Source organism: Actinomycetospora succinea (assembly GCF_004363095.1).
Classification (GTDB): domain Bacteria; phylum Actinomycetota; class Actinomycetes; order Mycobacteriales; family Pseudonocardiaceae; genus Actinomycetospora; species Actinomycetospora succinea.
The window spans coordinates 530518-555222 of record NZ_SNYO01000002.1; the positions used below are offsets into that span (position 1 = coordinate 530518).

22 protein-coding genes are annotated in these 24705 nt (G+C 75.5%); 11 read left to right on the forward strand and 11 right to left on the reverse strand.

Going from position 1 to position 24705, the window contains the following annotated elements; all coding sequences use genetic code 11:
* On the forward strand, nucleotides 1-1596 hold the full coding sequence (locus EV188_RS08910; protein ID WP_133825876.1) for an adenylate/guanylate cyclase domain-containing protein: 1596 nt from the start codon (nucleotides 1-3) through the stop codon (nucleotides 1594-1596).
* A gap of 41 nt (nucleotides 1597-1637) precedes the next feature.
* On the opposite strand, the gene rlmB is transcribed toward EV188_RS08910, so the two are convergent.
* The gene (rlmB, locus tag EV188_RS08915) at nucleotides 1638-2651 is read right to left on the reverse strand and encodes a 23S rRNA (guanosine(2251)-2'-O)-methyltransferase RlmB (RefSeq protein WP_133826325.1); all 1014 of its coding nucleotides are present in this window, start codon (nucleotides 2649-2651) and stop codon (nucleotides 1638-1640) included.
* 4 nt (nucleotides 2652-2655) lie between these two features.
* Complete coding sequence (gene cysS / locus EV188_RS08920) at nucleotides 2656-4056, reverse strand: cysteine--tRNA ligase (RefSeq protein ID WP_133825877.1); 1401 nt, start codon at nucleotides 4054-4056, stop codon at nucleotides 2656-2658.
* Nucleotides 4057-4219: 163 nt separating this feature from the next.
* Here cysS and EV188_RS08925 point away from each other — a divergent pair, with 163 nt between their 5' ends.
* From EV188_RS08925 to EV188_RS08935, 3 genes are all read left to right on the forward strand, one after another.
* Nucleotides 4220-5344: an NDMA-dependent alcohol dehydrogenase gene (locus EV188_RS08925; protein ID WP_208114081.1), complete on the forward strand. Its 1125-nt coding sequence runs from the start codon at nucleotides 4220-4222 to the stop codon at nucleotides 5342-5344.
* A 116-nt stretch (nucleotides 5345-5460) separates the two neighbouring features.
* The gene (locus tag EV188_RS08930) at nucleotides 5461-6360 is read left to right on the forward strand and encodes an AAA family ATPase (RefSeq protein WP_133825878.1); all 900 of its coding nucleotides are present in this window, start codon (nucleotides 5461-5463) and stop codon (nucleotides 6358-6360) included.
* A 56-nt stretch (nucleotides 6361-6416) separates the two neighbouring features.
* Nucleotides 6417-7346: a VWA domain-containing protein gene (locus EV188_RS08935; protein ID WP_208114082.1), complete on the forward strand. Its 930-nt coding sequence runs from the start codon at nucleotides 6417-6419 to the stop codon at nucleotides 7344-7346.
* Nucleotides 7347-7561: 215 nt separating this feature from the next.
* Here the strand turns inward: EV188_RS08935 and EV188_RS08940 are convergent, their stop codons facing one another.
* From EV188_RS08940 to EV188_RS08960, 5 genes are all read right to left on the reverse strand, one after another.
* Nucleotides 7562-8383 carry an ESX secretion-associated protein EspG gene (locus tag EV188_RS08940; protein WP_133825879.1) on the reverse strand — a complete coding sequence of 274 codons (822 nt, stop codon included), beginning with the start codon at nucleotides 8381-8383 and terminating at the stop codon, nucleotides 7562-7564.
* The gene (locus EV188_RS08945) at nucleotides 8380-10011 is read right to left on the reverse strand and encodes a hypothetical protein (protein WP_133825880.1); all 1632 of its coding nucleotides are present in this window, start codon (nucleotides 10009-10011) and stop codon (nucleotides 8380-8382) included. The genes EV188_RS08940 and EV188_RS08945 overlap by 4 nt, the downstream gene beginning before the upstream one ends.
* Nucleotides 10012-10074: 63 nt before the next feature.
* Entirely contained in the window at nucleotides 10075-10539 is a 465-nt protein-coding gene (gene ispF, locus EV188_RS08950) for a 2-C-methyl-D-erythritol 2,4-cyclodiphosphate synthase (protein ID WP_133825881.1), read from the reverse strand.
* A gap of 37 nt (nucleotides 10540-10576) precedes the next feature.
* Nucleotides 10577-11269 (reverse strand): 2-C-methyl-D-erythritol 4-phosphate cytidylyltransferase, encoded by a 693-nt coding sequence (ispD, locus tag EV188_RS08955; protein ID WP_133825882.1) that lies wholly within the window; start codon nucleotides 11267-11269, stop codon nucleotides 10577-10579.
* A gap of 41 nt (nucleotides 11270-11310) precedes the next feature.
* Nucleotides 11311-11793, reverse strand: a complete 483-nt coding sequence (locus EV188_RS08960) for a CarD family transcriptional regulator (RefSeq protein ID WP_116707106.1) — start codon at nucleotides 11791-11793, stop codon at nucleotides 11311-11313.
* 216 nt (nucleotides 11794-12009) lie between these two features.
* Between EV188_RS08960 and EV188_RS08965 the strand changes: the two genes are divergently transcribed.
* Nucleotides 12010-12555 (forward strand): copper chaperone PCu(A)C domain-containing protein, encoded by a 546-nt coding sequence (locus EV188_RS08965; RefSeq protein ID WP_133825883.1) that lies wholly within the window; start codon nucleotides 12010-12012, stop codon nucleotides 12553-12555.
* A gap of 64 nt (nucleotides 12556-12619) precedes the next feature.
* Entirely contained in the window at nucleotides 12620-14026 is a 1407-nt protein-coding gene (gene radA, locus EV188_RS08970; RefSeq protein WP_133825884.1) for a DNA repair protein RadA, read from the forward strand.
* Here radA and EV188_RS08975 read toward each other — a convergent pair.
* Nucleotides 14023-14907: a hypothetical protein gene (locus EV188_RS08975; RefSeq protein ID WP_133825885.1), complete on the reverse strand. Its 885-nt coding sequence runs from the start codon at nucleotides 14905-14907 to the stop codon at nucleotides 14023-14025. The two genes, radA and EV188_RS08975, sit on opposite strands and share 4 nt — an antisense overlap.
* 111 nt (nucleotides 14908-15018) lie before the next feature.
* Between EV188_RS08975 and EV188_RS08980 the strand changes: the two genes are divergently transcribed.
* The 3 genes from EV188_RS08980 to EV188_RS08990 all read left to right on the forward strand — a co-directional run bounded on the left by EV188_RS08980 (nucleotide 15019) and on the right by EV188_RS08990 (nucleotide 17113).
* Nucleotides 15019-15957: an HhH-GPD family protein gene (locus EV188_RS08980; protein WP_133825886.1), complete on the forward strand. Its 939-nt coding sequence runs from the start codon at nucleotides 15019-15021 to the stop codon at nucleotides 15955-15957.
* A gap of 5 nt (nucleotides 15958-15962) precedes the next feature.
* Nucleotides 15963-16277: an antibiotic biosynthesis monooxygenase family protein gene (locus EV188_RS08985; protein ID WP_133825887.1), complete on the forward strand. Its 315-nt coding sequence runs from the start codon at nucleotides 15963-15965 to the stop codon at nucleotides 16275-16277.
* A gap of 89 nt (nucleotides 16278-16366) precedes the next feature.
* Nucleotides 16367-17113 (forward strand): SIR2 family NAD-dependent protein deacylase, encoded by a 747-nt coding sequence (locus tag EV188_RS08990; protein ID WP_133825888.1) that lies wholly within the window; start codon nucleotides 16367-16369, stop codon nucleotides 17111-17113.
* Nucleotides 17114-17161: 48 nt separating this feature from the next.
* On the opposite strand, the gene EV188_RS08995 is transcribed toward EV188_RS08990, so the two are convergent.
* Nucleotides 17162-18268: a winged helix DNA-binding domain-containing protein gene (locus tag EV188_RS08995; RefSeq protein ID WP_166659794.1), complete on the reverse strand. Its 1107-nt coding sequence runs from the start codon at nucleotides 18266-18268 to the stop codon at nucleotides 17162-17164.
* Nucleotides 18269-18317: 49 nt separating this feature from the next.
* Between EV188_RS08995 and EV188_RS09000 the strand changes: the two genes are divergently transcribed.
* Together EV188_RS09000 and EV188_RS09005 are read left to right on the forward strand one after the other, a co-directional pair.
* The gene (locus EV188_RS09000) at nucleotides 18318-19379 is read left to right on the forward strand and encodes a YihY/virulence factor BrkB family protein (protein ID WP_133825889.1); all 1062 of its coding nucleotides are present in this window, start codon (nucleotides 18318-18320) and stop codon (nucleotides 19377-19379) included.
* A gap of 33 nt (nucleotides 19380-19412) precedes the next feature.
* Nucleotides 19413-20408 (forward strand): helix-turn-helix transcriptional regulator, encoded by a 996-nt coding sequence (locus tag EV188_RS09005; RefSeq protein WP_133825890.1) that lies wholly within the window; start codon nucleotides 19413-19415, stop codon nucleotides 20406-20408.
* Here the strand turns inward: EV188_RS09005 and EV188_RS09010 are convergent.
* Together EV188_RS09010 and EV188_RS09015 are read right to left on the reverse strand one after the other, a co-directional pair.
* Nucleotides 20396-21871: an oligosaccharide flippase family protein gene (locus EV188_RS09010; RefSeq protein ID WP_133825891.1), complete on the reverse strand. Its 1476-nt coding sequence runs from the start codon at nucleotides 21869-21871 to the stop codon at nucleotides 20396-20398. The two genes, EV188_RS09005 and EV188_RS09010, sit on opposite strands and share 13 nt — an antisense overlap.
* A 160-nt stretch (nucleotides 21872-22031) precedes the next feature.
* Complete coding sequence (locus tag EV188_RS09015; protein ID WP_133825892.1) at nucleotides 22032-24569, reverse strand: ATP-dependent Clp protease ATP-binding subunit; 2538 nt, start codon at nucleotides 24567-24569, stop codon at nucleotides 22032-22034.
* Between the last annotated feature and the right edge of the window lie 136 nt (nucleotides 24570-24705).

Here is a 24705-nt window from a genome sequence, read left to right on the forward strand (position 1 = left end):
ATGTCCGGAGCCACCCGCGGCGTCACCGCCGAGGACCACGGCCTCCGGCTCGTCACGCGCGTCGCGCTGGGCCTGGTCGTCGTCACCCCGAACATCGTCGGGGCCGGCGTCGTGCTGGTCGTGGCGGCCTGGGTCCTGCCGCTCGGGGCGCTCGTGGCGTACGACCCCGCCGCGCTGGTCCGCAACCTCATCGCGTTCGGCGCGTACCTGCTCGGCGCGATCGTCGTCGGTTCGATCTGGGGCCACTTCCGGGTGCGCGTGCCTCGCGCGCCCGGGCCGGGGGCCGACGAGGCCGCCGTGCGCCGCCACCGCCGGCGCGTGCGCCGCGTCGTGCTGCGCGGGCCGCTGCGCCTCGCGACGGTCCAGGCCGTCCTCTGGGCCGCGGCGCTGATCCTGTTCGTGCTGATCAACGTGTTCTCCAGCCCGCGGCTCGGGGTGTCGGTCGGCGTGACGGTCGCGCTCGGCGGGGTCGCGACGGTCGCCGTCACCTACCGGCTCGTCGAGCGGGTGCTGCGCCGCGAGGTCGCGCGGGTGCTCAACGACCGCCCGCCGCAGGGCCGCCTGCTGCCCGGCGTCGCGCTGCGCGCGGTGGGGTCGTGGGCGCTGGGGACCGCGGTGCCGCTGGTCGGCGTGCTCCTGGCCGCCGCGGCCGCGCTGGTGTTCGGCGGCTACTCGACCGACCGGCTCGCCATCGTCGTGCTCGTGCTCGGCGGGGTCGCGCTCGTCGTGGGCCTGCTGGTCACGGTGCTCACCGCGAACTCCACCGCCGCCCCGGTGCTCGCGCTGCGCCGGGCCCAGCGCCGCGTCGAGGACGGCGACTACGACGCCGAGGTCGCCGTCTTCGACACCACCGAGCTGGGCGTGCTGCAGGCCGGCTTCAACACGATGGTCGCCGGGCTGCGCGAGCGCGAGCGGGTCCGCGACCTGTTCGGGCGCCACGTCGGCGAGGACGTCGCCCGCACCGCGCTCGAGAACGAGGTCGAGCTCGGGGGCGAGGTCCGCGAGGTCGCCGTGCTGTTCGTCGACCTCGTCGGCTCCACCCGCCTCGCCGCGACCCGCCCGCCGCACGAGGTCGTCGAGGCGCTCAACGCGTTCTTCGCCGTGGTCATCGACGTGGTCGAGCAGCACGACGGCTGGATCAACAAGTTCGAGGGCGACGCGGCCCTCGCCGTCTTCGGCGCGCCGACCGAGCTCGACGACGCCGCGGGGTGCGCCCTGCGCGCCGGGCGCGAGCTGTCACGCCGCATCGCGACCGAGCTCGACGACATCTCCGCGGGGATCGGGGTCTCGGCCGGCGAGGCGGTCGCGGGCAACATCGGCGACACCCGCCGCTACGAGTACACCGTGATCGGCGACCCCGTGAACGAGGCCGCCCGGCTCACCGAGGCCGCGAAGGAGATCGACGGCTGCGTCCTCGCCTCCGGCGCGGCGCTGGACCGCGCGGGCGCCGAGGCGCAGCGCTGGCGCGTGATCGACGCGCGCGTGCTGCGGGGCCGCGACGCGGAGACGGAGCTGTTCGTGCCCACGGAGCACGCCGGCGCGTGCGTGGACGAGGGCGCGTCGCTTGCTGAGCGAAGGGCACCTTCGCTCGGATAGGCGGGCGAGGGGCGCCCCTCGCCGGAACCGCGAGCGCGCTGCTACAGGCGCCGGCGCCGGGCCACTTCCGCCAGCGCGACGCCCGCCGCGACCGAGGCGTTGAGCGACTCCACGTCGCCCGCCATCGGGATCGACACGACGCCCGTGCAGGTCTCGCGCACGAGGCGGGACAGGCCCTTGCCCTCGGAGCCGACGACGAGCACGAGCGGCCCGCGCGCGGCGTCGGGGGCGACGTCGTCGAGGTGGTCGATGTCGGCCTTCGCCTCGCCGTCGAGCCCGATCGACACGAGGCCCTCGTCGAGCCAGGCCGACAGGGTGCGGCTGAGGTTGGTCGCGCGCCCGACGGGCATGCGCGCGGCGGCGCCGGCCGAGGTCCGCCAGGCCACGGGCGTCACGCCGACCGAGCGTCGCAGCGGCAGCAGCACCCCGTGGGCGCCGAACGCCGCGGCCGAGCGCAGCACCGCGCCGAGGTTGCGGGGGTCCTGGACGCCGTCGAGGGCGACGAGCAGCGGCTCGACCCTGTCGAGGTGGGCACGCTGGCGCGCCTCCTCGAGCAGGTCGTCGGGGTGCCGGTACTCGAACGCCGGCACACCCAGCGCGAGCCCCTGGTGCACGGCGCCGTCGGCCATCTTGTCGACGTCGCCGCGCGGCACCTCGAGCACCGAGATGCCCCGCTCGGACGCCATCTTGATCGACTCGCGGACCCGGTCGTCCACCTCGACGTTCTGGGCGACGTAGAGCGCGGTCGCGGGGATGTGCGCGCGCAGGCTCTCGACCACCGGGTTGCGGCCCAGCACGACCTGCGGGCCGTCGGGGTCCTCCCGACGTCCCGGGGCGCGGCGCGCCCCGCCCCGGTCCTCGGCGGCCGGCTTGCGCGGCGCCGAGGACGACGCCCCGCCGGAGCGGTAGGCCTTGTGGTTCGGGCGCTTCTCGGCGGGCGGGGTCGGGCCCTTGCCCTCGAGGCTCTTGCGCCCCTTGCCGCCCGAGCCCTTGGTCGGGCCCTTCTTCGAGCCCGGGTTGCGGCGGGCCCCGGGGCGCCGCGAGTTGCCGGCCATGGCGCTACGCACCGTCCTTGAGCGTCCAGGTGGGGCCGTCGGCGTTGTCCTCGACGACGACGCCGGCGGCGGTCAGCTCGTCGCGCAGGGCGTCCGCGCGGGCGAAGTCGCGCTCGGCCCGCGCGCGGGTCCGCTGCTCGAGCAGCGCGTCCACGAGCGAGCCCAGGGCCTGGCGGGCGGCGTCACCGGAGCCGCCGGCACCGGAGGTCTCCGCCCACACGACGGGGTCGAGCCCGAGGACGCCGGTCATCGCGCGCACCGCGCCCGCCAGCGCGAGGGCCTCGGTGCGGTGGCCGGCGTCGAGCGCGGCGTTGCCGCGGCGCACCGACTCGTGCACCTCGGCGAGCGCGGCGGGCGTCGCGATGTCGTCGTCCATCGCCGCGGCGAACGCGTCGCTGACGCGCCCGACCTCGACCGCGCCGACCCGGTCGTGCACGCGGTGCACGAAGGTCTCGATCCGGTGGTAGGCGGCGGACGCCTCGGCGAGCGCCTCCTCCGAGTACTCCAGCGTCGAGCGGTAGTGCGGCGCCACGAGGTAGTAGCGCAGCTCCACCGGACGCACCCGCTCCAGCACCGCGGGGATCGTCAGCGTGTTGCCCAGCGACTTCGACATCTTCGCGCCCGACATCGTCACCCAGGCGTTGTGCAGCCAGTACTCGGCGAACCCGTCGCCCGCGGCCCGCGACTGGGCGAGCTCGTTCTCGTGGTGCGGGAAGACGAGGTCGAGCCCGCCGCCGTGGATGTCGAAGCGCGGCCCGAGGTAGTGGGTCGCCATCGCCGAGCACTCCAGGTGCCAGCCCGGGCGCCCGCGGCCCCAGGGCGTCGGCCAGTCCGGCTCGCCGGGCTTGGCGCCCTTCCACAGGGTGAAGTCGCGGGGGTCGCGCTTGCCGCGCGGGTCGGCACCCTCGCCCTGCTCCATCTCGTCGACCCGCTGGCCGGAGAGCTCGCCGTACGACGGCCAGGTCCCGACCGCGAAGTAGACGTCGCCGTCGACCGCGTACGCGTGCCCGCGCTCGATCAGCCGCTCGATGAGCTCGACCATCTCCGTGACGTGGCCGGTCGCGCGCGGCTCGACCGACGGCGGGATGCAGCCCAGCGCGTCGTAGGCGGCGGAGAACGCGCGCTCGTGCGTCGCGGCCCACTCCCACCACGGCCGGCCGGCGGCCTCGGCCTTGGTCAGGATCTTGTCGTCGATGTCGGTGACGTTGCGGACGAGCAGCACGTCGTAGCCGCTGTGTGCGAGCCAGCGGCGCAGCACGTCGAAGTCGAGACCCGACCGGACGTGGCCGACGTGGGGAACGCCCTGCACGGTGGCCCCGCACACGTAGATCGACGCCGTGCCGGCGTGCTGCGGGACGAATTCCCGCAGCGCGCGTCGTGCGGTGTCGTACAGGTGCAGGCTCACCGTCCGGATCCTACGGAACGGTGGTCGCAGGACTGTCGGCCCATCAGCGTAGGCCACGTCCCCAACCGATCGATCGTTCGGGACGGCTCTTCCCAACGTGTGAGTGGAGCCATAGAGTCGCGATCGTCATTCGACGGTTTCGCTACGCAAGGAGTGGTCAGCGTTGTCCATCACGTGCCGGACGTCTCTCGTCCGCCAGGCCCCGGGCAAGTACGAGACGGCGACGGTCGAGGTCGACGACCCGCGTCAGGACGAGATCCGCGTCAAGATGGTCGCGTCGGGCCTCTGCCACTCCGACGACCACATCGCCACCGGTGACATCCCCGTCGGCACCTACCCGTTCGCGGGCGGCCACGAGGGCGGCGGCATCGTCGAGTCGGTCGGCCCGAACACCAAGGGCTTCGAGGTCGGCGACAAGGTCCTCTTCTCGTTCCTGCCCGCCTGCGGGCAGTGCCGCTGGTGCGCCACCGGCCACTCGAACCTCTGCGACCTCGGCGCGGGCCTGCTCGCCGGCACCCGCTGGACCGAGGACTCCACCCGCCTGCACCTGGAGGACGGCAGCAACGTCGGCCAGATGTGCGGCATCTCGACGTTCTCCGAGTACTCGACCGTCGCGGTCGACTCGGCGATCAAGGTCGCGCAGGACACCAACCTCGAGGTCGCCTGCCTGCTCGGCTGCTCGGTCGGCACCGGCTGGGGCACCGCCGTGAACGCCGCCGAGGTCAAGCCCGGCGACACCGTGATCATCCAGGGCATCGGCGGCATCGGCGCCAACGCCGTCCAGGGCGCGGCGCACGCCGGCGCGACCAACGTCATCGCCGTCGACCCGGTCGCGTTCAAGCGCGAGAAGGCCCTCGAGCTCGGCGCGACGCACGCCGTCGAGTCGATGGAGGAGGCCACCGAGATCGCGAAGGGCTTCACCAACGGCCAGGGCGCCGACTCCGCGCTCGTGACCATCGGCATCACGAAGCCCGAGCACGTGGGCGAGGCGTTCGCGTCCATCCGCAAGCAGGGCACCGTCGTCGTCACCGGCCTCGGCGACATCACCGAGGTCGGCGTGCCGATCCCGATCGGCGAGCTGACCCTGTTCGAGAAGAAGCTCAAGGGCGCGCTGTTCGGCTCCTCGAACCCGAAGGCCGACATCCCGATGATGCTCAACCTGTACAACGCCGGGAAGCTCAAGCTCGACGAGCTCGTCACCAAGCGCTACAAGCTCGACGAGATCGCCCAGGGCTACGAGGACATGCACGCGGGCAAGAACATCCGCGGCGTCGTGGTCTTCGACTGATCCTGAACCTGGAGTAACCGACACCCGTGACGAACGGATCCGCGGCCCCGGTGTCCCTCGTGGACCCCGGGGCCGCCCCCCGTCTGCCCACCGCCGGACCGCTCCCGGTCCGGTCCATGATCGACGCCTCGCACGCGCGGGTCGTCGGGCGCCTGCGCGAGTCGGAGGTGATCGCCGCGGCGCTCGCCGCCGGGCGCAGCATCCTGCTCGAGGGCCCGCCCGGCACCGGCAAGACGACCCTGCTGCGGGCGCTCGCCGAGGGCGCCGGCGTCGGCCTCGAGCTCGTCGAGGGCAACGCCGAGCTGTCCCCGGCGCGCCTCGTCGGCCACCACGACCCCTCCCGCGTGCTCACCGAGGACTACCGGCCGGAGAACTTCGTGCCGGGTCCCCTGGTCCGGGCGCTGTCCTCGGGCGCCCTGCTCTACGTCGAGGAGCTCAACCGCGTCCCCGAGGAGACGCTCAACGTGCTGCTCGGCGTGCTCTCCGAGCGGCGCCTGCACGTCCCGCGCCTCGGCGTCGTCGACGCCGCGCCGAGCTTCCGGCTGGTCGCGGCCATGAACCCGTCCGACGCCGTCGGCACCGGGCGGATCACGCCCGCGCTCTACGACCGCTCGTGCCGCGTCGGGTTCGCCCACCAGAACGCCGACGAGGAGACCGCGATCGTGCGCCGCGACCATGACGTCGTCGACGCCGCCTTCGTCGAGCGGGCGGTGCGCGCCACCCGCTCCACGCGCGAGCACCCCGACCTGCGGCTCGGGTCGTCGGTGCGCGGGGCGCTCGACCTCGTCGCCGTGGCCGAGTCGCTGGCCGAGCTGCGGTCGGTGGCGCTCGCGGGCCGGCTCGCCCCAGCCGCGGAGTCGACGGGCACCGACGCCGCGCTGGCCGCGCTGTCCGGGCGCGTGCAGCTGCTCGAGGGCTCGACCCGCACGGTCGAGGAGGTCGTCGCCGAGCTGTGGGCGGCGAGCGCCCCGGTGGACGCGACCGGCTCCGACGGGGGTGACCCGGGAAAAGCCTGAGCCCCGGCGCGTCTCCCCCGCAGGAGCCGGGGCGCTCCCCGAAGGCCCCGCCGCGCGTGGTGACCGACCCCAAGGAGGTCGAGGAGCTCCTGCGCGACCAGGCCCGGCGCACCGAGACCCGCGCCGACCTGCAGCGTCGCCACGAGGACCTCGAGCAGGTCAGCCCGACCGTCGGGGTGCTGGACGAGGCCGCCGTCGCCGGGGCCTACGACGAGGACCAGGACGCGACCGTCGACCTGCTCGCCGACCTCGCCCGCGCCACCGACCCGACGCTGCGTGCGGCCGCCCGGCGGCTGGCCGTGCGGCTGCTCGTGCCGCCGGCGCGGGCGGGCGAGACGGAGCGGCGGGGGTCGAGCCGGCTCACGACGGTCGCCGGCGACGGCCTCGACCTGGACCTCGACGCCACGCTGGAGCGCTCGCTGGCCCACCGGCCGATCCGCGCGGAGGACCTGCGCTGGCGCGGCTGGCGCTCGCCGGCGCGTGCGCTGATCCTGCTGGTCGACGCGTCGGGGTCGGTGGCGGGGAAGCCGCTGACGACGGCGGTCACGACGGCCGGGGCGCTGGCGGCGGGGCTGCGGACGGACGACGAGCTCGCCGTCGTCGCGTTCTGGTCGCGCGCCGTGGTGCTGCGCCACCTGCACTCCCCCGCGCCGGCGTCGGCGGTGCTCGACTCCCTGCTCGACCTGCGCGGCGGCTCGACGACCGACCTGGCCCTCGGCCTCCGGGTGGCGTTGACGCAGGCCACGGCGGCGCGGGTCCCGCACGCCGACGTCCTGGTGCTGACGGACGGCGCGTGGAACGAGGGCGAGGACCCGGCGCCGATCGCCGGCGGGTCGGGCGCGGCGCGCGTGCACACGCTCGTCACGGTCGACGACGACGAGGCCCGGCCGTCCTGCGCGCGCCTGGCCGCGGCGGGCGGCGGGCGCTCGGTGCCGCTGTACAAGCCGTCGGACGCCCCGGCGGCCGTGCGGGCGGTGCTGCGGTGAGGGCGCCGGCCTTCTGAGCGAAGGGCACCTTCGCTCGAGTAGACGGGCGAAGGGTGCCCGCCGCCGGAATCGCGCGGTGCGCGAGCAGCACGCTCGGCATGATCGACGGGCTCGCCGCGCTGCCGAACGCGCCGGGCGCGACGCTGGGCGACTGGGTCGCGTCGGCTCTCGTGGGGACGCTTCGGAAACCGAAGCGATCTGCGGAAGCGCAGCTCCTACGCGGGCCCGCGGCGGCCGGCGACGTCGTGCACGTGGCCGTCGAGGAGCGCGGTCAGCTCGGCGCGCAGGCGCGGGCGGTCGAGGGGCTGGGCGAGGACGTCGCGCGCGGTCGCGTCGAGGCCCCAGGCCACGCGGCCGGCCGCGGTGTCGAGGACGGTGAGGGTCCGGGGCCCGCGGCGGGGGGCGCCGTCGGCGTCGCGGGCGGTGACCCCGAAGGTCATCGCGCGGTCGGGGGTGCGCGCCCAGAGGGCCCGGAGGCGGTCGACGTGGTGCGGCGGCACCCAGGCCCGGCGCAGGCGCCGGGAGCGCTCGTCGAGGGTCAGGCCCGGCCCGAACAGGGCGTCCGCGGGGAGCGCCACGGAGACCCCGGGCGCCGGGCGGACGTCGGGGAGGCGGGCGAGCAGGGCGCCGGCGAGGTCCTGCGGGTCGGTCGTCTCGAGCAGCAGGCCCTGATCGTCGAGGCGGGCGATGACGCCGAGCGCCCCGCGCGCCGCCGCCAGCGTCGCCCGCGCCGCGCGCCCCTCGACCTGCACGACCACGTCGAGCTCGCGGGCGGGGCGTGCGAGCACCCCGAGCGTGTCCGCGAGCCCCGGGTCGGGCTCGCCGCGCGCGTCGAGCAGGCCCTGGTCCGCGAGGCGGCGCCAGGCGGCGGCGTCGAGGGCGTCGCGCTCGGCGTAGGTGCGGCCGTGGTCGAGGACGTGCAGGACGGTCGGGCGCGCAGCGAAGCCGAGGCGACGCCACAGCGCGAGGTACTGGCCGACGTCGAGCCGCGCGCCCGCGAACTGCGTGCCCAGCGCCATCGCCAGGACGCCCCTCACTCGCCGATCACCGGCGGCGCGGTCGCGGGCAGCACGCCGGCGATGGCGTCGGGATCGTCCTCGGAGAGGTAGTCGGGGCGCCGGCGCTGACCGTCGCCGCCCTGGCCGCCGACCATGCCCGCCGGCGGGATCATGGGCACCGCGCCGCCACGGCCCTCGGCGGCCGCCGCACCGGCCGCGCGCGCCGCGACCGTCTCCGCCGCCGCGCCGCCACCGACGCCCGCACGGGCACCGGACCCCAGCTCGCCCGCGGCGCCTCCGCCGGCGCGGGAGCCCAGCTCGCCGGCGGCGCCACCTCCTCCGACGCGGGACCCCAACTCGCCCGCGGCACCACCGCCGCCGACGCGGGAGCCGAGCTCGCCCGCCGCGCCGCCGGCGCGGCCCGCGGGGCCCAGCTCGCCCGCCGCGCCGCCGACACCGCCACTCGAACCGCCGCCTCCGCCGACGCCACCCCCGAGACCGGCGCCCGTCCGGCCCGCGGCCGCACTGCCCCCGCCCACCGCCGTGCCCGGGAGTCGGGGCACACCGGCCGCCCCACCCGCGCCACCGGCACGACCTGCTGCCCCGGCATCGCCCGGTGTCCCCGGCACACGTCCGGCTCCCGTCGCTGCACCCGGAGCGCTGCCCGGGACGGCACCCACGGGCGGCACGAACCCACCGCCCGCGCCGCCACCACCCGGACCCGCGCCCGGCGGAACGCCACCGCCCGGAGCCGCCGGCCCGGCAGTGCCCGGAGCAGTCGGGACCGCCGGCGCACCGGTCGCCGTCGTCGGCCCCGCCGGCACGCCAGCGGCGCCACCCGCAGCTCCACCTCCGCCCGCACCACCGGCACCCCCGGCCGCGGCCCCGCCGGCACCCGGCGCCGGGACCGCGCCGGGCGCGACGCCGCCCCCACCGGCCCCCGCGCCGCCGCCCCCTCCGGGCACGGCGCCCACGCCACCCGCACCGCCCGGCACCGCGCCGACCGCGTCGGGGCGGCTCAGCGTCCCCACCCCGGTCGCCGAGGGCGGCGACCCCGGCCCGGGCTGCACCGCCGAGCCCTCCGGGCCCGCGAACTGCGGCAGCGTCGCCATCCCGCCGCCGCTCGCGTCCTGGTAGTTCGTCATCGCCTCCTGGGCGAACTGCTCGGCCTGCTGGTAGCGGATCATCGAGGCCACGGCGTCCGCACCGCCGACCGGCACCGCGAGGGGAGCCGCGAGCGGGGCCACCGGCGCCACCGTGCCGACGAGCGCCGAGCCGTCGAGGAAGCCGTTGATCCCGGCGTCCATCACCGACCCGGCCGCCGGCGGCCCCTGGTCGAACACCGCGTTCTGGACCGTGGTCAGCCGGTCGCCCTGCTCGACGTTGACGTTCTTGACCTGCGCCGCCAGCTCGCGCGCCTGGTCGGCCCACGGCCGCAGCGGCTCGATCTTCTTCTGGGCGGCCACCGACGCGTCGCCGTCCCAGGCGGCGTGCAGGGTGGCGTTGGCGCGGCCGACGGAGTCGGTGACCGCGATCATCCGGTCGGCCAGTCCCTGCCACCGGCCACCGGCACCCCCGAAGCCGTCGCCGGCCTGCGGCTGCAGGGCGTCCCAGATCGCCTGGTGCGACACCGCGCTCCAGTTGTGTCCAAACGCCTGCTCGGGCACCGGCCACCCCCTCACGCGGAGCGTAGGAAGCCCGCGCGGGCCGTGGGTGCGGTTTCGGGAAACTCAGCCCGCGAGCAGCAGCGCCGTCGCCACGGCGGCGAGACCTTCGCCACGCCCGGTGAGCCCGAGCCCGTCGGACGTCGTGCCCGACACGGCCACCGGGCCGCCGAGCGCCTCGGACAGCGCCGCCTGCGCCTCGGCGCGACGGGTCCCGATCTTGGGCGCGTTGCCGATCACCTGGACCGCCGCGTTGCCCAGCACCCAGCCCTCGGCGCCGACGAGCCTGCGGACCTCGCCCAGCAGCCGCACCCCCGACGCCCCGGCCCACTCGGGCCGGCCGGTGCCGAACACGGCGCCGAGGTCACCCAGACCGGCGGCCGAGAGCACGGCGTCGCACAGCGCATGCGCGGCGACGTCGCCGTCGGAGTGCCCGGCGCAGCCGTCGACGCCCGCCCAGAACAGGCCCGCGACCCAGCACTCGACGCCCGCCTGCACCGGGTGCACATCGGTGCCCACGCCGACCCTCACGGTCGAGCTCCGCAGGCTCCGTCTCCGACCCGACGAGTCACGCCGGCCCCGCCGTCACCAGCGCCTCGGCCATCGCGAGGTCGAGCGGGGTGGTGACCTTGAACGCCCGCGGGTCGCCGGGCACGGTGACGACGGCGACACCGAGGTCCTCGGCGAGCCCGGCGTCGTCGGTCGCGGCGACCGGTCCCCCGGCCGCGCGCAGGGTCCGGGCGCGCTCGTGCGCGGCCCGCAGCGTCGCGGGGTCGAAGCCCTGGGGCGTCTGGACCGCGGCGAGGCCGCTGCGGTCGACGGTGGCGGTCACGACGCCGGATTCTCCGGTGCGCTTGAGGGTGTCCGCGACGGCGGTGGCCGGGACGACGGCGGGATGCCCCGCGCGCACGGCGTCGATCACCGCCCGCACCACGGCCGGCGGGCACAGGCAGCGGGCGGCGTCGTGCACCAGCACCACGTCGGTGTCGCCCGGCAGGGCCTGGAGGGCGGCGTCGACCGAGCCGACACGGTCGTCGGCACCCGGGACCACCGCGGCGCGGCGCGCACCGAGCGCAGCCCGCACGGCGTCCTCGTCCCCGGGCGGCGCGACCACCACGACGGCGTCCACACCACCCGCGACGAGGCCGTCGACGGCCCGCGCCACCAGCGCGAGCCCGCCGACGACCGCGAGCGCCTTGGGCCGGCCGAGGCCGAGCCGTTCACCACGTCCCGCCGCGGGCACGATCGCCGCGACGGTCACCGCGTCACCGCGGCCATGTCACCACCGGCAACGAGCGTCGATCAGGACGCCAGCACCTGGTCCAGCAGCGATTCGGCGGCCACCTCGTCGGTGCCCTCCGCGAGCGCGAGCTCACTGACCAGTATCTGCCGCGCCTTCGCCAGCATGCGCTTCTCACCCGCGGACAGGCCACGGTCCTTCTCCCGGCGCCACAGGTCGCGGACGACCTCGGCCACCTTGTTCACGTCGCCCGACGCGAGCTTCTCGAGGTTCGCCTTGTACCGGCGCGACCAGTTGGTCGGCTCTTCGGTGTGCGGCGCACGCAGCACCTCGAAGACCCGGTCCAGCCCCTCCTGGCCCACCACGTCGCGGACGCCGACGATCTCGGCGTTGTCCGCGGGAACCCGAACGGTGAGGTCGCCCTGGGCAACCTTGAGGACGAGGTACTTCTTCTCCTCGCCCTTGATCGTCCGGGTTTCGATGGCCTCGATGAGAGCGGCACCGTGGTGCGGGTAGACGACGGTCTCGCCGACCTTGAAAACCATGTGTCCCGAGCCCCTTTCGCTCCTCCCAGATTAACACGCCCGACGCACGGGCATCGCAGGGGATTGCGCCGTCTTCGCAGGTCAGGGACTTGACAAGTCGCCGTACCCCGTGCTCGCCCCGGTCACGGCCGCGCCCGGACGGCCGAAGGGCGGCACTGGTACTAGGGTGTCGCTGCCGCTGGAGCCCTGCCCCCCACCCGAGAGGACGCCCGGAACATGAGCCGCCGCCCGCGCGGGCACCGCCCCGGGATCGTCGCCGCGACCCTGCTGACCGCGGCTCTCGCCCTCGCGGGCTGCAGCGCCGGGGCCGTCACACAGACCGGCACCATCGTCTCGCAGGCCGACGGCGCCACCGGGCAGGTCGGGCCGATCGCCGTCCAGGACGTGTCGCTCGAGCCCGGGCCCGCGGCGACCGCGGTGGCCGGTGGCCAGGTCCCGCTGCGCGGCACGATCATCAACGACGGCCCGACCACGGATCGCCTGGTCAGCGTGTCGACGCCCTACGCGCAGAGCGTCCGCGTGGAGGGCGCCTCGACGATCCCGGGCGGCAACGCCGTGCGGATCGTCGGCGACGAGCCCGGGCCCGTCGGCCCGGCGGACGCCGCCCTGGGCGTCGGCGGGACGATGCGGCTCACGCTCACCGGCACCACGCAGCAGCTGCGCGCCGGCCCGACGTACGAGGTCACGTTCACCTTCGAGCGCGCCGGCGCGGTCTCCATCCCGGTCATCGTCTCGGCCGGGGGTCTCGCCGCCGAGGGCTGATCCCGGTGCGCTGATTACGGCGACCCGGCCCCGCGCTGTCGGGGGTCCGTCCTACGGTGCGCTCGTGCCAGCACGAGCCCGCGCCCCGCGCTTCGAGTGCACCGCCTGCGGCCACCTCGCCGCCAAGTGGGTCGGTCGCTGCCCGGACTGCGGGGGCTGGGGCACCGTCGAGGAGGCCCCGGACATGCCCGCCGTCGGGAGCAGCGGACGCCCCGGCGTCGCGCCCGCCCCGGCCGCGCGGCCGTCCAGCCCCGTGCGGCAGATCGCCGAGGTCAGCCTCGAAACCGCCACGGCCCGCCCGACGGGCGTGTCCGAGCTCGACCGGGTGCTCGGCGGCGGCCTCGTGCCCGGGGTGGTCGTCCTGCTCGCGGGCGAGCCGGGCGTGGGCAAGTCCACGCTGCTGCTCGAGGTCGCGGCCCGGCGCGCCCGGGACGGCGCCACCGTGCTGTACGTCACGGGGGAGGAGTCGGCGGGTCAGGTCCGCCTGCGCGCCGAACGCACCGGCGGCCTCGCGCCGCACCTGTTCCTGTCCGCCACCGGCGACCTCGAGGAGGTCGCGGCGCACGTCGAGGCGGTCGATCCCGAACTGCTCGTCGTCGACTCCGTCCAGACGGTCGGCACCGCGACCGCCGACGGGACGCCCGGCGGGGTGTCGCAGGTCCGCACGGTCACGACGGCGCTCGTCGCCCTGGCCAAGCAGCGCGACCTCCCGATCGTGCTCATCGGCCACGTCACCAAGGACGGGGCGGTGGCGGGCCCGCGCACGCTCGAACACCTCGTCGACGTCGTGCTGTCGTTCGAGGGCGAGCGTCACTCCCCGCTGCGGCTGGTGCGCGGGCTCAAGAACCGCTTCGGGGCCACCGACGAGGTCGGCTGCTTCGAGATGAACGACGCCGGCATCGCCGAGGTCACCGACCCGTCGGGGTTGTTCACCGGCGGCCTCGATCACCCGGTCGCGGGGCAGGCCCTCACGGTCGCGATGGAGGGCAAGCGCCCGATGATGGCCGAGGTGCAGGCGCTCATCGCTCACCGCTCCGGCGACACTCCGGCGCGACGCGTGGTGTCCGACCTCGACAGCGGTCGCGTCGCCAAGATCATCGCCGTCCTCCAGGAACGGTGCCGGCTCCGTCTGCACGACAAGGACGTCTTCGTGGCCACCGTCGGCGGCATGAAGCTGCGCGAGCCGTCGGCCGACCTCGCGGTGGCCATCGCGATCGCGTCGGCGTTCCACAATCAGGCGGTGCGCTCCGGGCTCGTCGCGATCGGCGAGGTCGGCCTGGGCGGCGAGGTCCGCCGCGTGGTCGCGCTCGAGCGCCGGCTCGCCGAGGCCGGCCGGCTGGGCATCGACCGCGCGATCGTGCCGCCCGGTGAGGTCCGCACACCCCAGGGGCTGCACGCGGCGAGCGCCCAGGACCTCCTGGGCGGGCTGCAGCTCACGGGGCTGATCGCGGGACACCCCCAGGATCTCTAGCCCTGCAGCGTGAACGACGCCGGGTCGCTGATGATCCCGTCGAGGCGGGCGAGCAGCTGGTACTCGCCGGGCGGCACGGTCGTCCGCTCGCCGCGACACCCCGGCATCGACGTGCGCCCCGACCACGTCACCGAGAACACCGCCTCCTCGCCCGGCGCGAGGGTGCGGACGTCGTCGGTGTCGCCCGGCGAGCAGTCGTTGCTGCCCCAGAGCCCGTCGCCGACCTTCTTGACGACGGCGACGGCCTGCTTCGCGGCGTCGAGGTCGCGCACGCAGGGGGCGTCGCCGGTGTTGGTCACCACGAGGCTGAGCACCGGCTTGCGGCCGGGCGCGTAGCTCGACGCGTCGGTGCGCGCCACGACGCGGATGTCTCCATCGGCGCAGGGCCCGGGCAGCGGTTCCGCGGCCCGCTCCTGCGGGGGCGCCTCGGTGGTGGGCGGGGTCGTGCTCGGCGGCGCCGCCGTCGTGCTCGGCGCCTCGAGCAGGGGGCCCGCCGAGCCCGTGGGCACCCCGGGCGGCAGGAAGCCGCGGAAGTTCCCGCCGCCGGGCGGCACGAGCAGCGCGTCGCCGGGGGCCGGGGACCCGGGGGCCTCGCCGGGAGGGAACACCGAGGGGAGCGCCGCCGCGATCGGCCCCGGGGAGCTCGGCGGCGCGACGTCGGGCGGGACGTCCGAGCGCGTCTCGGTGGTCTCCGGCGTCTCCTGGCTCTGCATCGCCGCCGCCCGGGCGCGCGCCTCGACCGTCGCCGGGTCGGGCTCACCGCCGGTCAGGCCGACCAGCGCCCAGACGAAGCCGCCGAGCACGAGGACCACGACGCCGAGCGCAGCGGCCCGCCGCCGCCAGTAGACCGACGGCGCGAGCGGTCCGATCGGCTCCCACACGTCACGGAAAGTAGGGTCGTCCTCGCGGACCGCGACCGTTCACCACGCGGCGACCTCGCCGTTTCACCCGACGGTGGCGACGGCGGGGGCCCGGGGCAGGATCGGCGGTCGATGGACACCACCACGTCCGCCGGATCCCGCGCCGCCGCACCCACCGCAGGCGGGGCCACGCTCGCCGACGTCCTCGTCCCCTGGTTCCGCGCGCACGCCCGCGACCTGCCCTGGCGCCGCCCGGACACGACCGCGTGGGGCGTCCTCGTCTCCGAGATCATGCTGCAGCAGACGCCGGTGGCGCGGGTCGAGGAGCCGTGGCGCGCGTGGCTCGAGCGCTGGCCGCGGCCGTCGGCGGTGGCCGCGGCGCCGGCGTCGGACGTGCTGCGGGCGTGGGGGAAGCTCGGCTACCCGCGGCGGGCCCTGCGCCTGCACGCCGCGGCCCAGGCGATCGCCGCCGACCACGGCGACGTCGTCCCCACCGACGTCGAGACCCTCGAGTCGCTGCCGGGGATCGGGACCTACACCGCCCGGGCGGTCGCCGCGTTCGCCCACGGACAGCGCGTGCCCGTCGTCGACACCAACGTGCGGCGGGTCGCCGCCCGGGCGGTGCACGGGGACGCCGAGGCCGGCGCCGCCGCGGCGCGGGACCTCGCCGACGTCGAGGTGCTGCTGCCCGACGACCGGACCGACGCGGCGACGATGTCGGCGGCGCTCATGGAGCTCGGCGCGACCGTCTGCGTCGCCCGCGGGCCGCGCTGCGCCGACTGCCCGATCCTCGACCGCTGCGCGTGGCAGCGCCGGGGCCGCCCGGCCTGGGACGGGCCGGTCCGCAAGGCCCAGACCTGGGCGGGCACCGACCGCCAGGTGCGCGGACGCCTGCTCGACGTGCTGCGCGGGGCGCCGGGCCCCGTCACCGCCGCGGCGCTCGAGGCCGCGTGGCTCACCGACCCCGGCCAGCGCGCGAAGTGCCTCGACTCGCTGCTCGTCGACGGTCTCGTCGAGCAGCTCGCGGACGGCCGCTTCGCGCTGCCGGGCGAGGCGGGCGACGTAGGCTGACTCCCATGGCCGTCGTGAAGATCAACGCCATCCACATCCCCGAGGGCAGCGGCCCCGAGCTCGAGAAGCGGTTCGCCGCCCGCGGCGAGTCGATCAAGGACACCCCCGGGTTCCTCGGCTACGAGCTCCTGCGCCCGACCGCCGGCGACACCCGCTACTTCGTCTACACGAAGTGGGAGTCCGAGGAGGCCTTCGCCGCCTGGCGCGACGGGGGCGCCGCGGCCGCCGCGCACGCGGGCGAGCGCAAGCAGCCCGTCTCGTCCGGGGCCGACCTCCTGGAGTTCGAGCTCGTCCTGCGCGTCGACGGCGCGGGCTCCTGACCCCACCCGACCCCGCCCCCGACCGCGTCGCCGAGGCGGCCGAGCTCCTCGGCGGCGCGTCGGCGCTGCTGATCTGCGCCGGCGCCGGGATGGGCGTCGACTCGGGACTGCCCGACTTCCGCGGCCCCGAGGGCTTCTGGCGCGCCTATCCGCCGTACCGGCGCCTCGGGCTGCGCTTCGAGGAGCTCGCCGACCCCGAGCACTTCGACGACGACCCCGAGCTCGCCTGGGGCTTCTACGGTCACCGGCTGGCCCTCTACCGCCGCACCGCGCCCCACGCGGGGTACGCGGTGCTGCGCCGGTGGGCCGACCGGTGGCCGGCGCGCGTGTTCACGTCGAACGTCGACGGCGCGTTCCAGGCCGCGGGGTTCGCGGACGAGGACGTGACCGAGTGCCACGGGGCGATCGGGATGCTCCAGTGCACGGCGCCCTGCCACGACGGCACCTGGCCCGCCGACGTCGACGTCGTGATCGACGAGGACACGATGCGCGCCCGGCCCCCGCTGCCGGCGTGCCCGCGCTGCGGTCGCGTCGCGCGCCCCGACATCCTCATGTTCGGCGACGGCTCCTGGGTGCCCGGGCACCACGAGGTCAAGGAGGCCGCCCACCGCTCCTGGCTGCGCGGGATCGACGCGCGCCGGCTCGTCGTCGTCGAGCTCGGCGCGGGCACCGCCGTGCCGACCGTGCGCCGCCACGCGGAGCTCGCGTCCGCGGCCTCGGGCGCGCTGATCCGGATCAACGTCCGCGAGCCGGAGATCCGCCACGGGCGTGGCGTCGCGCTCGCCTCGGGGGCGCGGGCGACGCTGGAGGCGATCGACGCGGCGCTGCCCGGGTGATCACCGCGGACTTCGGACGCCTAGACGCAGCGAACCGCGCGCTCGCTGCTACACCCCCGTCAGCCCCGCGAGCGTGAGGCCGCGGGCGGCGGCGACGCGTTCCGCCTCGTCGTCGAGGCGCGCCCGCACGTCGGGGGCGAGCGGCACCACGGGCGCGATCTCGAGCGTCAGCTTCCTGCCCGACGCCTTCGGCCGCCAGGTGCCGACGATCTCGCCGTCGGCCAGCAGCGCGCCCGGGTTCCCGATGATCTTGTAGAGCGCCTTGCGGACGTCCTCGTCGGGCGCGAGCAGCGCGCGGTCGCGGGCCTGGAGCATCGGGTCCCACGGCGGCAGGAACCGCACGAGGTCGGGCTCGGGCGCACCGAGCGCGGCGTCGAGGTCGTCGGCGGGCAGCCAGGCCTTGCGGCCGTCGACCGAGACCTCGACCAGCCCCGGCAGCGCCGCCTCCCACGCCGGCGCGAAGGCGGTCGCCGACGTCCCCACGAAGTCGGCGACCTCCCGCGGGCCGGCGGGCCCGAGGACGCGCAGGTAGTCGAGGATCAGGCGCGCCGCGCGGGCCGGGTCGCCCTGCACCGGGCGCTCCCACCCCGCGGGCGGGGGCGTCAGCAGCAGCGTCTTCCCCGTCGGGTCGAGGCCCACGCCGACCGGGAGCGCCGAGAGGCGCATGAGCTGCTCGTTGATGTGCACGCACGCGCAGGGCCGGCAGTCGCGCAGCAGGGCGTCGGGCAGCAGCTTCGTGACCGCGCCGCTCGCGGCGCCCTTGGTGATCGGCTCGGTGACGACCTCGGCGAGCGCGTCGGCGGCCCGGTCGACGGCCTCGCGGGCGGGGATGCCGACGCGGCGCTGCTCGGGGCCGCTCCAGTTCAGGCGCGCGCCGGCGTCGGCGTCGTCGAAGGGGCGGGCCGCGGCGGCGATCCCGTTGCGCTCGGCGGGCGGGTGGTGGTGCGGGGCGCCGCGATGGGTCCAGCCGTCGACGAGCCCGAGCGCGACCGGGTCGACCTCGCCGTCGGTGCGCGCGGCGAGGGCGAGGCGCGCCGTCGGCCCCGAGTCCTGCAGCCCCAGGGAGAACAGCGGACCCAGCGGCCGGTCGCGGTGCAGCCCCTGGGCGGCGATGCGGTGGGCCATGACCTGCTCACGGGTCAGCGTCTCGACCATGGGGGCAGCCTGCCGCACGGGACCTGACATCTTCGGTCAGGATGGTGGCGTGAGCTCGGTGCGCGCGGTGCCCGTCACCACCGACATGGACGGCGAGGCGCTGTCGGCCGACGACGCCTGGCACGTCCTGCGCCGCGTCGGGCTGGTGAAGCTGCTGCGCGACGCCCTCCTGCGGTTCCGCTACGGCGACGGCTTCAGCCACGCGCGCGCGTTCGGGCTGCAGCTGGCGCTCGCGACGGTGCCGCTGGTGATCGCCGGCAGCGGGCTCGCGACGGCGGTCGGCGCGGAGTCGGTCGCCCAGGTCGTCGCGCGCACGGTCGTGGCGGTCTCGCCGGGCGCGGGCGACCAGCTGCTCGCCGACGTCGTCGCCCGCGGGCCCGCCGAGCTGCCCGAGGAGGCGGGCGACGAGCCCGAGGACTCGCGCAGCGAGAACGTCGGCGAGCTCGCCGTCGCGTTCGGCCTGGTCACCGCATTCCTGGCGATGACCAGCGCCATCGCCCAGCTCGAACGCGGCACCAACCGCATCTACGGCACCGAGCGCGACCGCCCCGCCCTGCGGAAGTACGCGCGCGCCGCGCTCCTGACGGTCACCGCGGGGTCGGCGCTCGGCGTCGGGCTCGTCCTGATCATCGCGGGCGGGCCGCTCGGCGACGCCGTCGAGTACGTCTACCGCTGGGGCGACACCGCCGAGACGATCTTCGACGTGCTGCGCTGGCCCGTCGGGCTGGCGGCGCTGGTGGTGGCCGTGACCGTGCTCTTCCGCTTCTCCCCCCGACGCCACCAACCCGGCCTGTCGTGGCTCGCGCTCGGCGCCGGGCTCACCGTGCTGCTCTGGCTCGCCGCGTCGGGCTGCGTGGCGCTCTACGTCGCGCTCTCCGGCGACTTCAGCGACACCTACGGGCCGCTCGCCGGGATCATGGCGCTGCTGCTCTGGGCGATGGTCACCGGCATCGCGCTGCTGCTCGGCGTCGCCGTCGCCGCCCAGCTGGAGGCCGTCCGGGCCGGCATGGGCGACCCGTTGCTGCGCGACGAGGACGCCGACGGCATCCCGGACGAGCTGCAGCCGAGGCAAGCGGCTGAACCCGTGGCCCCGGACGGGGGACGTGCCTGACAGGACCTGTCAGCCATGGGGTAACACTGTCGTGTGCGCGCCAGCCGCCTGCTCTCCGTCCTCCTGCTGCTGCAGAACCGCGGCCGCCTGACCGCGCGCGAGCTGGCCGACGAGCTCGAGGTCTCGATCCGCACGATCTACCGCGACATGGACGCGCTCTCGGCGTCCGGCGTGCCCGTCTACGCCGACCGCGGCCCGGACGGCGGCTACTCGCTGCTCGAGGGCTACCGCACCCACCTGACCGGGATGACGGCCGAGGAGGCCGACGCCCTGGCGCTGTCCGGGATGCCCGACGCCGCCGCCGAGCTCGGGCTCGGCCGGGTGCTGGCGGCGGCGCAGCTCAAGGTCCAGGCGGCGCTGCCCGGCGAGCTCTCCGACCGCGCCGGCCGGATCGCGGAGCGCTTCCACCTCGACGCCCCCGGCTGGTTCCGCGAGGCCGACCACGTCCCGACGCTCACGGGCGTCGCCGACGCCGTGTGGAACCAGCGGGTGCTGCGCGTGCGGTACCGGCGCTGGGCCACGGGCGGGCGCGAGCCGGAGGTGGAGCGCGAGCTCGCCCCGCTCGGGCTCGTGCTCAAGGCCGGCACCTGGTACCTGGTCGCCGTCCCGAGCGAGGAGCCCAACGCTGAACCGCGCACCTACCGCGTCGCGCGCATCCTCGAGCTCGAGACCCTCGACATCCGCTTCGACCGCCCCGAGGGCTTCGACCTCTGGAAGTACTGGCACCAGCGCACCCAGGAGCTCACCGACGCGCTCTACCAGGCCGAGGCCACCGTCCGGTTCTCCCCGCGCGCCCTCGAGCTCGCCCCGGTGATCCTGCGCCCGCACACGGCCCGCGCGCTCGCCGAGGGCTCCTGGCCCACCGACGACGACGGCTGGGTCCGGGCGGTGATCCCGATCGAGTCGCTCGCCCACGCCCGCTCGGAGCTGCTCGCGCTCGGCGCCGAGGTCGAGGTGCTCGCCCCGCCCGCGCTGCGCGAGCAGATGGCCGAGACCGCGCGCACGCTGGCGTCGCTCTACCCGGTCTGAACGACCCGGAGACCCAAGCGGTCACGGACACGCACGACGTCCGCGGCCGGCACGAGGCCCCACCGGACGGCGAGCACGCCGTACCCGACGAGGCCCAGGGCGACCATCGGCAGGTCCGCGCCGGCCCCGGCCACCGCGGCACCGGCGAGCAGCGCGACCAGCACCGCCGTCGCCGCGGACCAGCGCAGCGCGACCCGCGCCCGGACCCGCCCGACCCGATGGTGGCGCACGTAGAGCGCACCGAGCACCAGCACCGAGACCCAGGCGCCCACCGCGAACCCGACGGCCGCGCCCAGCACGCCGTGGCCGGGGACCAGCAGGACCATCGTCACGACCTCGGCGAGCGCGGCGGCGGGCAGGCGCACCGCCGCGACCCCGGCGAAGCCGCGGGCACAGAGGGCCTTGAGCAGCATGTCGCCGGCGATCAGGCCGAGGGACCCGAGCGCCACGACGCGCACGGGACCGGCCGCCTCGGCGTACCCGGCGGGGAAGAGGCGCCCGATCAGCGTCTCCGGGGTCACGACGAGCACGAGCACCGCGGGGGTCAGGGCCAGCGGGATCCAGCGGAACGCGGTGACGAACCACCCGTGTGCCTCGGCGGCGTCGCGGGAGCGCGCGATGAACGGGAACACGGCTTCGGAGAGCGCGCTGCCCACGAGGACCGGCGCCTTGGCCAGCATCGCGGCCACCTGGTAGACGCCGACCGCGGCGAACGTCACGCCGTGGCCGTGGCCCAGCGCCCCGAGCAGCAGCACGTCGAGGGTGCCGATGAGGCCGAAGCCGACGGTGCCCGCGGCCATCGGGGCGGCCGCGGCGAACGAGCGTGCCCCGGCGACGGCGCCACGCAGGCTCGGGAGGCGGTCGCGCAGCGTCCACCACGCCCCGCCCGCGGCACCCGCCGCGCCGGCCAGCAGCGCCCACCCGACGCCCGACGCGCCGGCGCCGAGCAGGGCGACGAGCCCGACGCCGAGCACGACCTTGACGACCACCTCGACGGTGCGGGCCGTGCCGACCGCGGTGAACCGCCGCGCGCCCTGCAGCCCGCCGACGAGCACCTGGCCGAGCGCGACCACCACGATCGCGCCCGCGACCAGCAGCGTCGGTCCGGCGCCCACGCCGGGCAGGATCGCCCCGGTCGTCAGCTGGACGGCCGCGAACCCGCCGGCCAGCCCGACGCCGAGACCGACGTTGCCGACCAGCGCACCCCGGAACGCCGCATCGGTGTCCTCGCCACCGTCCTCGTCGGCCCGGGCGACCTCTCGCGCCAGCGCCCACGGGAAGCCGGCGGCGAGCACCGTGGTCGCGAGCAGCAGCACCGTCAGCAGCGCGCCCACGACGCCGAACTCGGCGGTGGGCAGCAGCCAGGCGAGGGCGAGCGCGAAGACGTAGTGCAGCGGGGCCGTCAGGGCGACGGCGACGACGAGGACGGCGGTCCCGGTGGCCGCCGACTGCTGCGTGCGCATCCTGGTCCCCTCCCCGCTCGCCGGTGGGACCAGCGTCGTCCGGGGAGGCCCACGCCAGGAGGGAGCGGACCCCCGAAGGGCGGGGGCAAACCCCCCGGACACACCCGAGCCCCGGCCCCCGCGAAGGGGACCGGGGCTCGGGTGACGTGCTACGGGCGGATCACTCCGCCGCGGCGACCTCCGGGGTGTCCGGGACCGGGGTCGGCTTGGCCTCACCGCGGAAGGTGAAGGTGGCCGACTCCGGGGCCGGCTTGGTGACCCCGTTCTCGTCGGGCTCGGGCGTCCAGCCCTCGACGTCGACGAGCACGATCTGGCCGGACTCGACCTCGCCGAAGAGGATCTTCTCGGAGAGCTGGTCCTCGATCTCGCGCTGGATCGTGCGGCGCAGCGGACGGGCGCCGAGGACCGGGTCGAAGCCGCGCTGCGCGAGCAGCTTCTTCGCGGCGTCGGTGAGCTCGATCGACATGTCCTTGTTCTGCAGCTGCTTCTCGGTGCGACCGATCATCAGGTCGACCATCTGCACGATCTCGTCCTCGCGCAGCTGGTGGAACACGATGATGTCGTCGATGCGGTTGAGGAACTCGGGACGGAAGTGCTTCTTGAGCTCGTCCGTCACCTTGTTCTTCATGCGCTCGTAGTTCGAGCCCGAGTCCTGCCCGGACTGGAACCCGAGGCCGACCGCCTTCGAGATGTCCTGCGTTCCGAGGTTCGACGTGAACACGATGACCGTGTTCTTGAAGTCGACGATGCGGCCCTGACCGTCGGTCAGGCGGCCGTCCTCGAGCACCTGCAGCAGCGTGTTGTAGACCTCGGAGTGGGCCTTCTCGATCTCGTCGAAGAGGACCACCGAGAACGGCTTGCGGCGCACCTTCTCGGTGAGCTGGCCGCCCTCCTCGTAGCCGACGTACCCGGGGGGCGCGCCGAAGAGCCGCGAGGCGGTGTAGCGGTCGTGGAACTCGCCCATGTCGATCTGGACGAGCGCGTCGTCGTCGCCGAAGAGGAACTCCGCGAGCGCCTTGGTGAGCTCGGTCTTACCGACACCCGAGGGGCCGGCGAAGATGAACGAGCCCGAGGGGCGCTTCGGGTCCTTGAGGCCGGCCCGCGTGCGGCGCATCGACTGCGAGACCGCCTTGACGGCGTCCTCCTGGCCGATGATCCGCTTGTGGAGCTCGTCCTCCATGCGGAGCAGACGGGTCGTCTCCTCCTCGGTGAGCTTGAAGACGGGGATGCCGGTCCAGTTGGCCAGCACCTCGGCGATCTGCTCGTCGTCGACCTCCGCGACGACGTCGAGGTCACCCGACTTCCACTGCTTCTCGCGCTCGGTCTTCTGCCCGATGAGGGTCTTCTCCTCGTCGCGCAGGCGCGCCGCCTTCTCGAAGTCCTGCGCGTCGATCGCGGACTCCTTCTCGCGACGGACGTCGGCGATCTTCTCGTCGAACTCGCGCAGGTCCGGCGGCGCGGTCATGCGGCGGATGCGCATGCGGGCGCCGGCCTCGTCGATGAGGTCGATCGCCTTGTCCGGCAGGAACCGGTCGTTGATGTACCGGTCGGCCAGGGTGGCCGCCGCGACCAGCGCCGGGTCCGTGATCGAGACGCGGTGGTGGGCCTCGTAGCGGTCGCGCAGCCCCTTGAGGATCTCGATGGAGTGGGCCACCGAGGGCTCCCCCACCTGGATCGGCTGGAAGCGGCGCTCGAGGGCGGCGTCCTTCTCGACGTGCTTGCGGTACTCGTCGAGCGTCGTCGCGCCGATGGTCTGCAGCTCGCCGCGGGCCAGCATCGGCTTGAGGATCGACGCGGCGTCGATCGCGCCCTCGGCGGCACCCGCGCCGACGAGCGTGTGGAGCTCGTCGATGAACAGGATGATGTCGCCGCGGGTGCGGATCTCCTTGAGGACCTTCTTGAGGCGCTCCTCGAAGTCACCGCGGTAGCGCGAGCCCGCCACCAGCGACCCGAGGTCGAGGGTATAGAGCTGCTTGTCCTTCAGCGTCTCGGGCACCTCGCCCTTGACGATGGCCTGACCGAGGCCCTCGACGACGGCGGTCTTGCCGACGCCGGGCTCGCCGATGAGCACCGGGTTGTTCTTGGTCCTCCGCGAGAGGACCTGCATGACCCGCTCGATCTCCTTCTCCCGGCCGATGACCGGGTCCAGCTTGCCCTCGCGGGCCGACTGGGTGAGGTTGCGACCGAACTGGTCGAGCACCAGGGAGGAGGACGGGGTGCCCTCGCCGCGCTGGCTGCCGGACTCCGCGGGCTCCTTGCCCTGGTAGCCCGAGAGCAGCTGCAGCACCTGCTGGCGCACACGGTTGAGGTCCGCGCCGAGCTTGACGAGCACCTGCGCGGCGACGCCCTCGCCCTCGCGGATGAGCCCGAGCAGGATGTGCTCGGTGCCGATGTAGTTGTGCCCGAGCTGCAGCGCCTCGCGCAGCGACAGCTCCAGCACCTTCTTGGCGCGAGGCGTGAACGGGATGTGGCCGCTCGGCGCCTGCTGCCCCTGGCCGATGATCTCCTCGACCTGCTGGCGCACGCCCTCGAGGGCGATGCCCAGGGACTCCAGCGCCTTGGCGGCGACGCCCTCACCCTCGTGGATCAGACCGAGCAGGATGTGCTCGGTGCCGATGTAGTTGTGGTTGAGCATCCGGGCCTCTTCTTGGGCCAGGACGACCACCCGCCTCGCGCGGTCGGTGAACCTCTCGAACATCTGTCACTCCTGACTGCTGCGCCGGCGGTCCTCCACCGAGTGTCCCCGAAGCGACGGCCCGGTGGCCCCTTGGCTGGTGCCCGATTGACGGATCGGGACGCCCACGATGCCCCCACTGACAGAACACCGCAGGCCC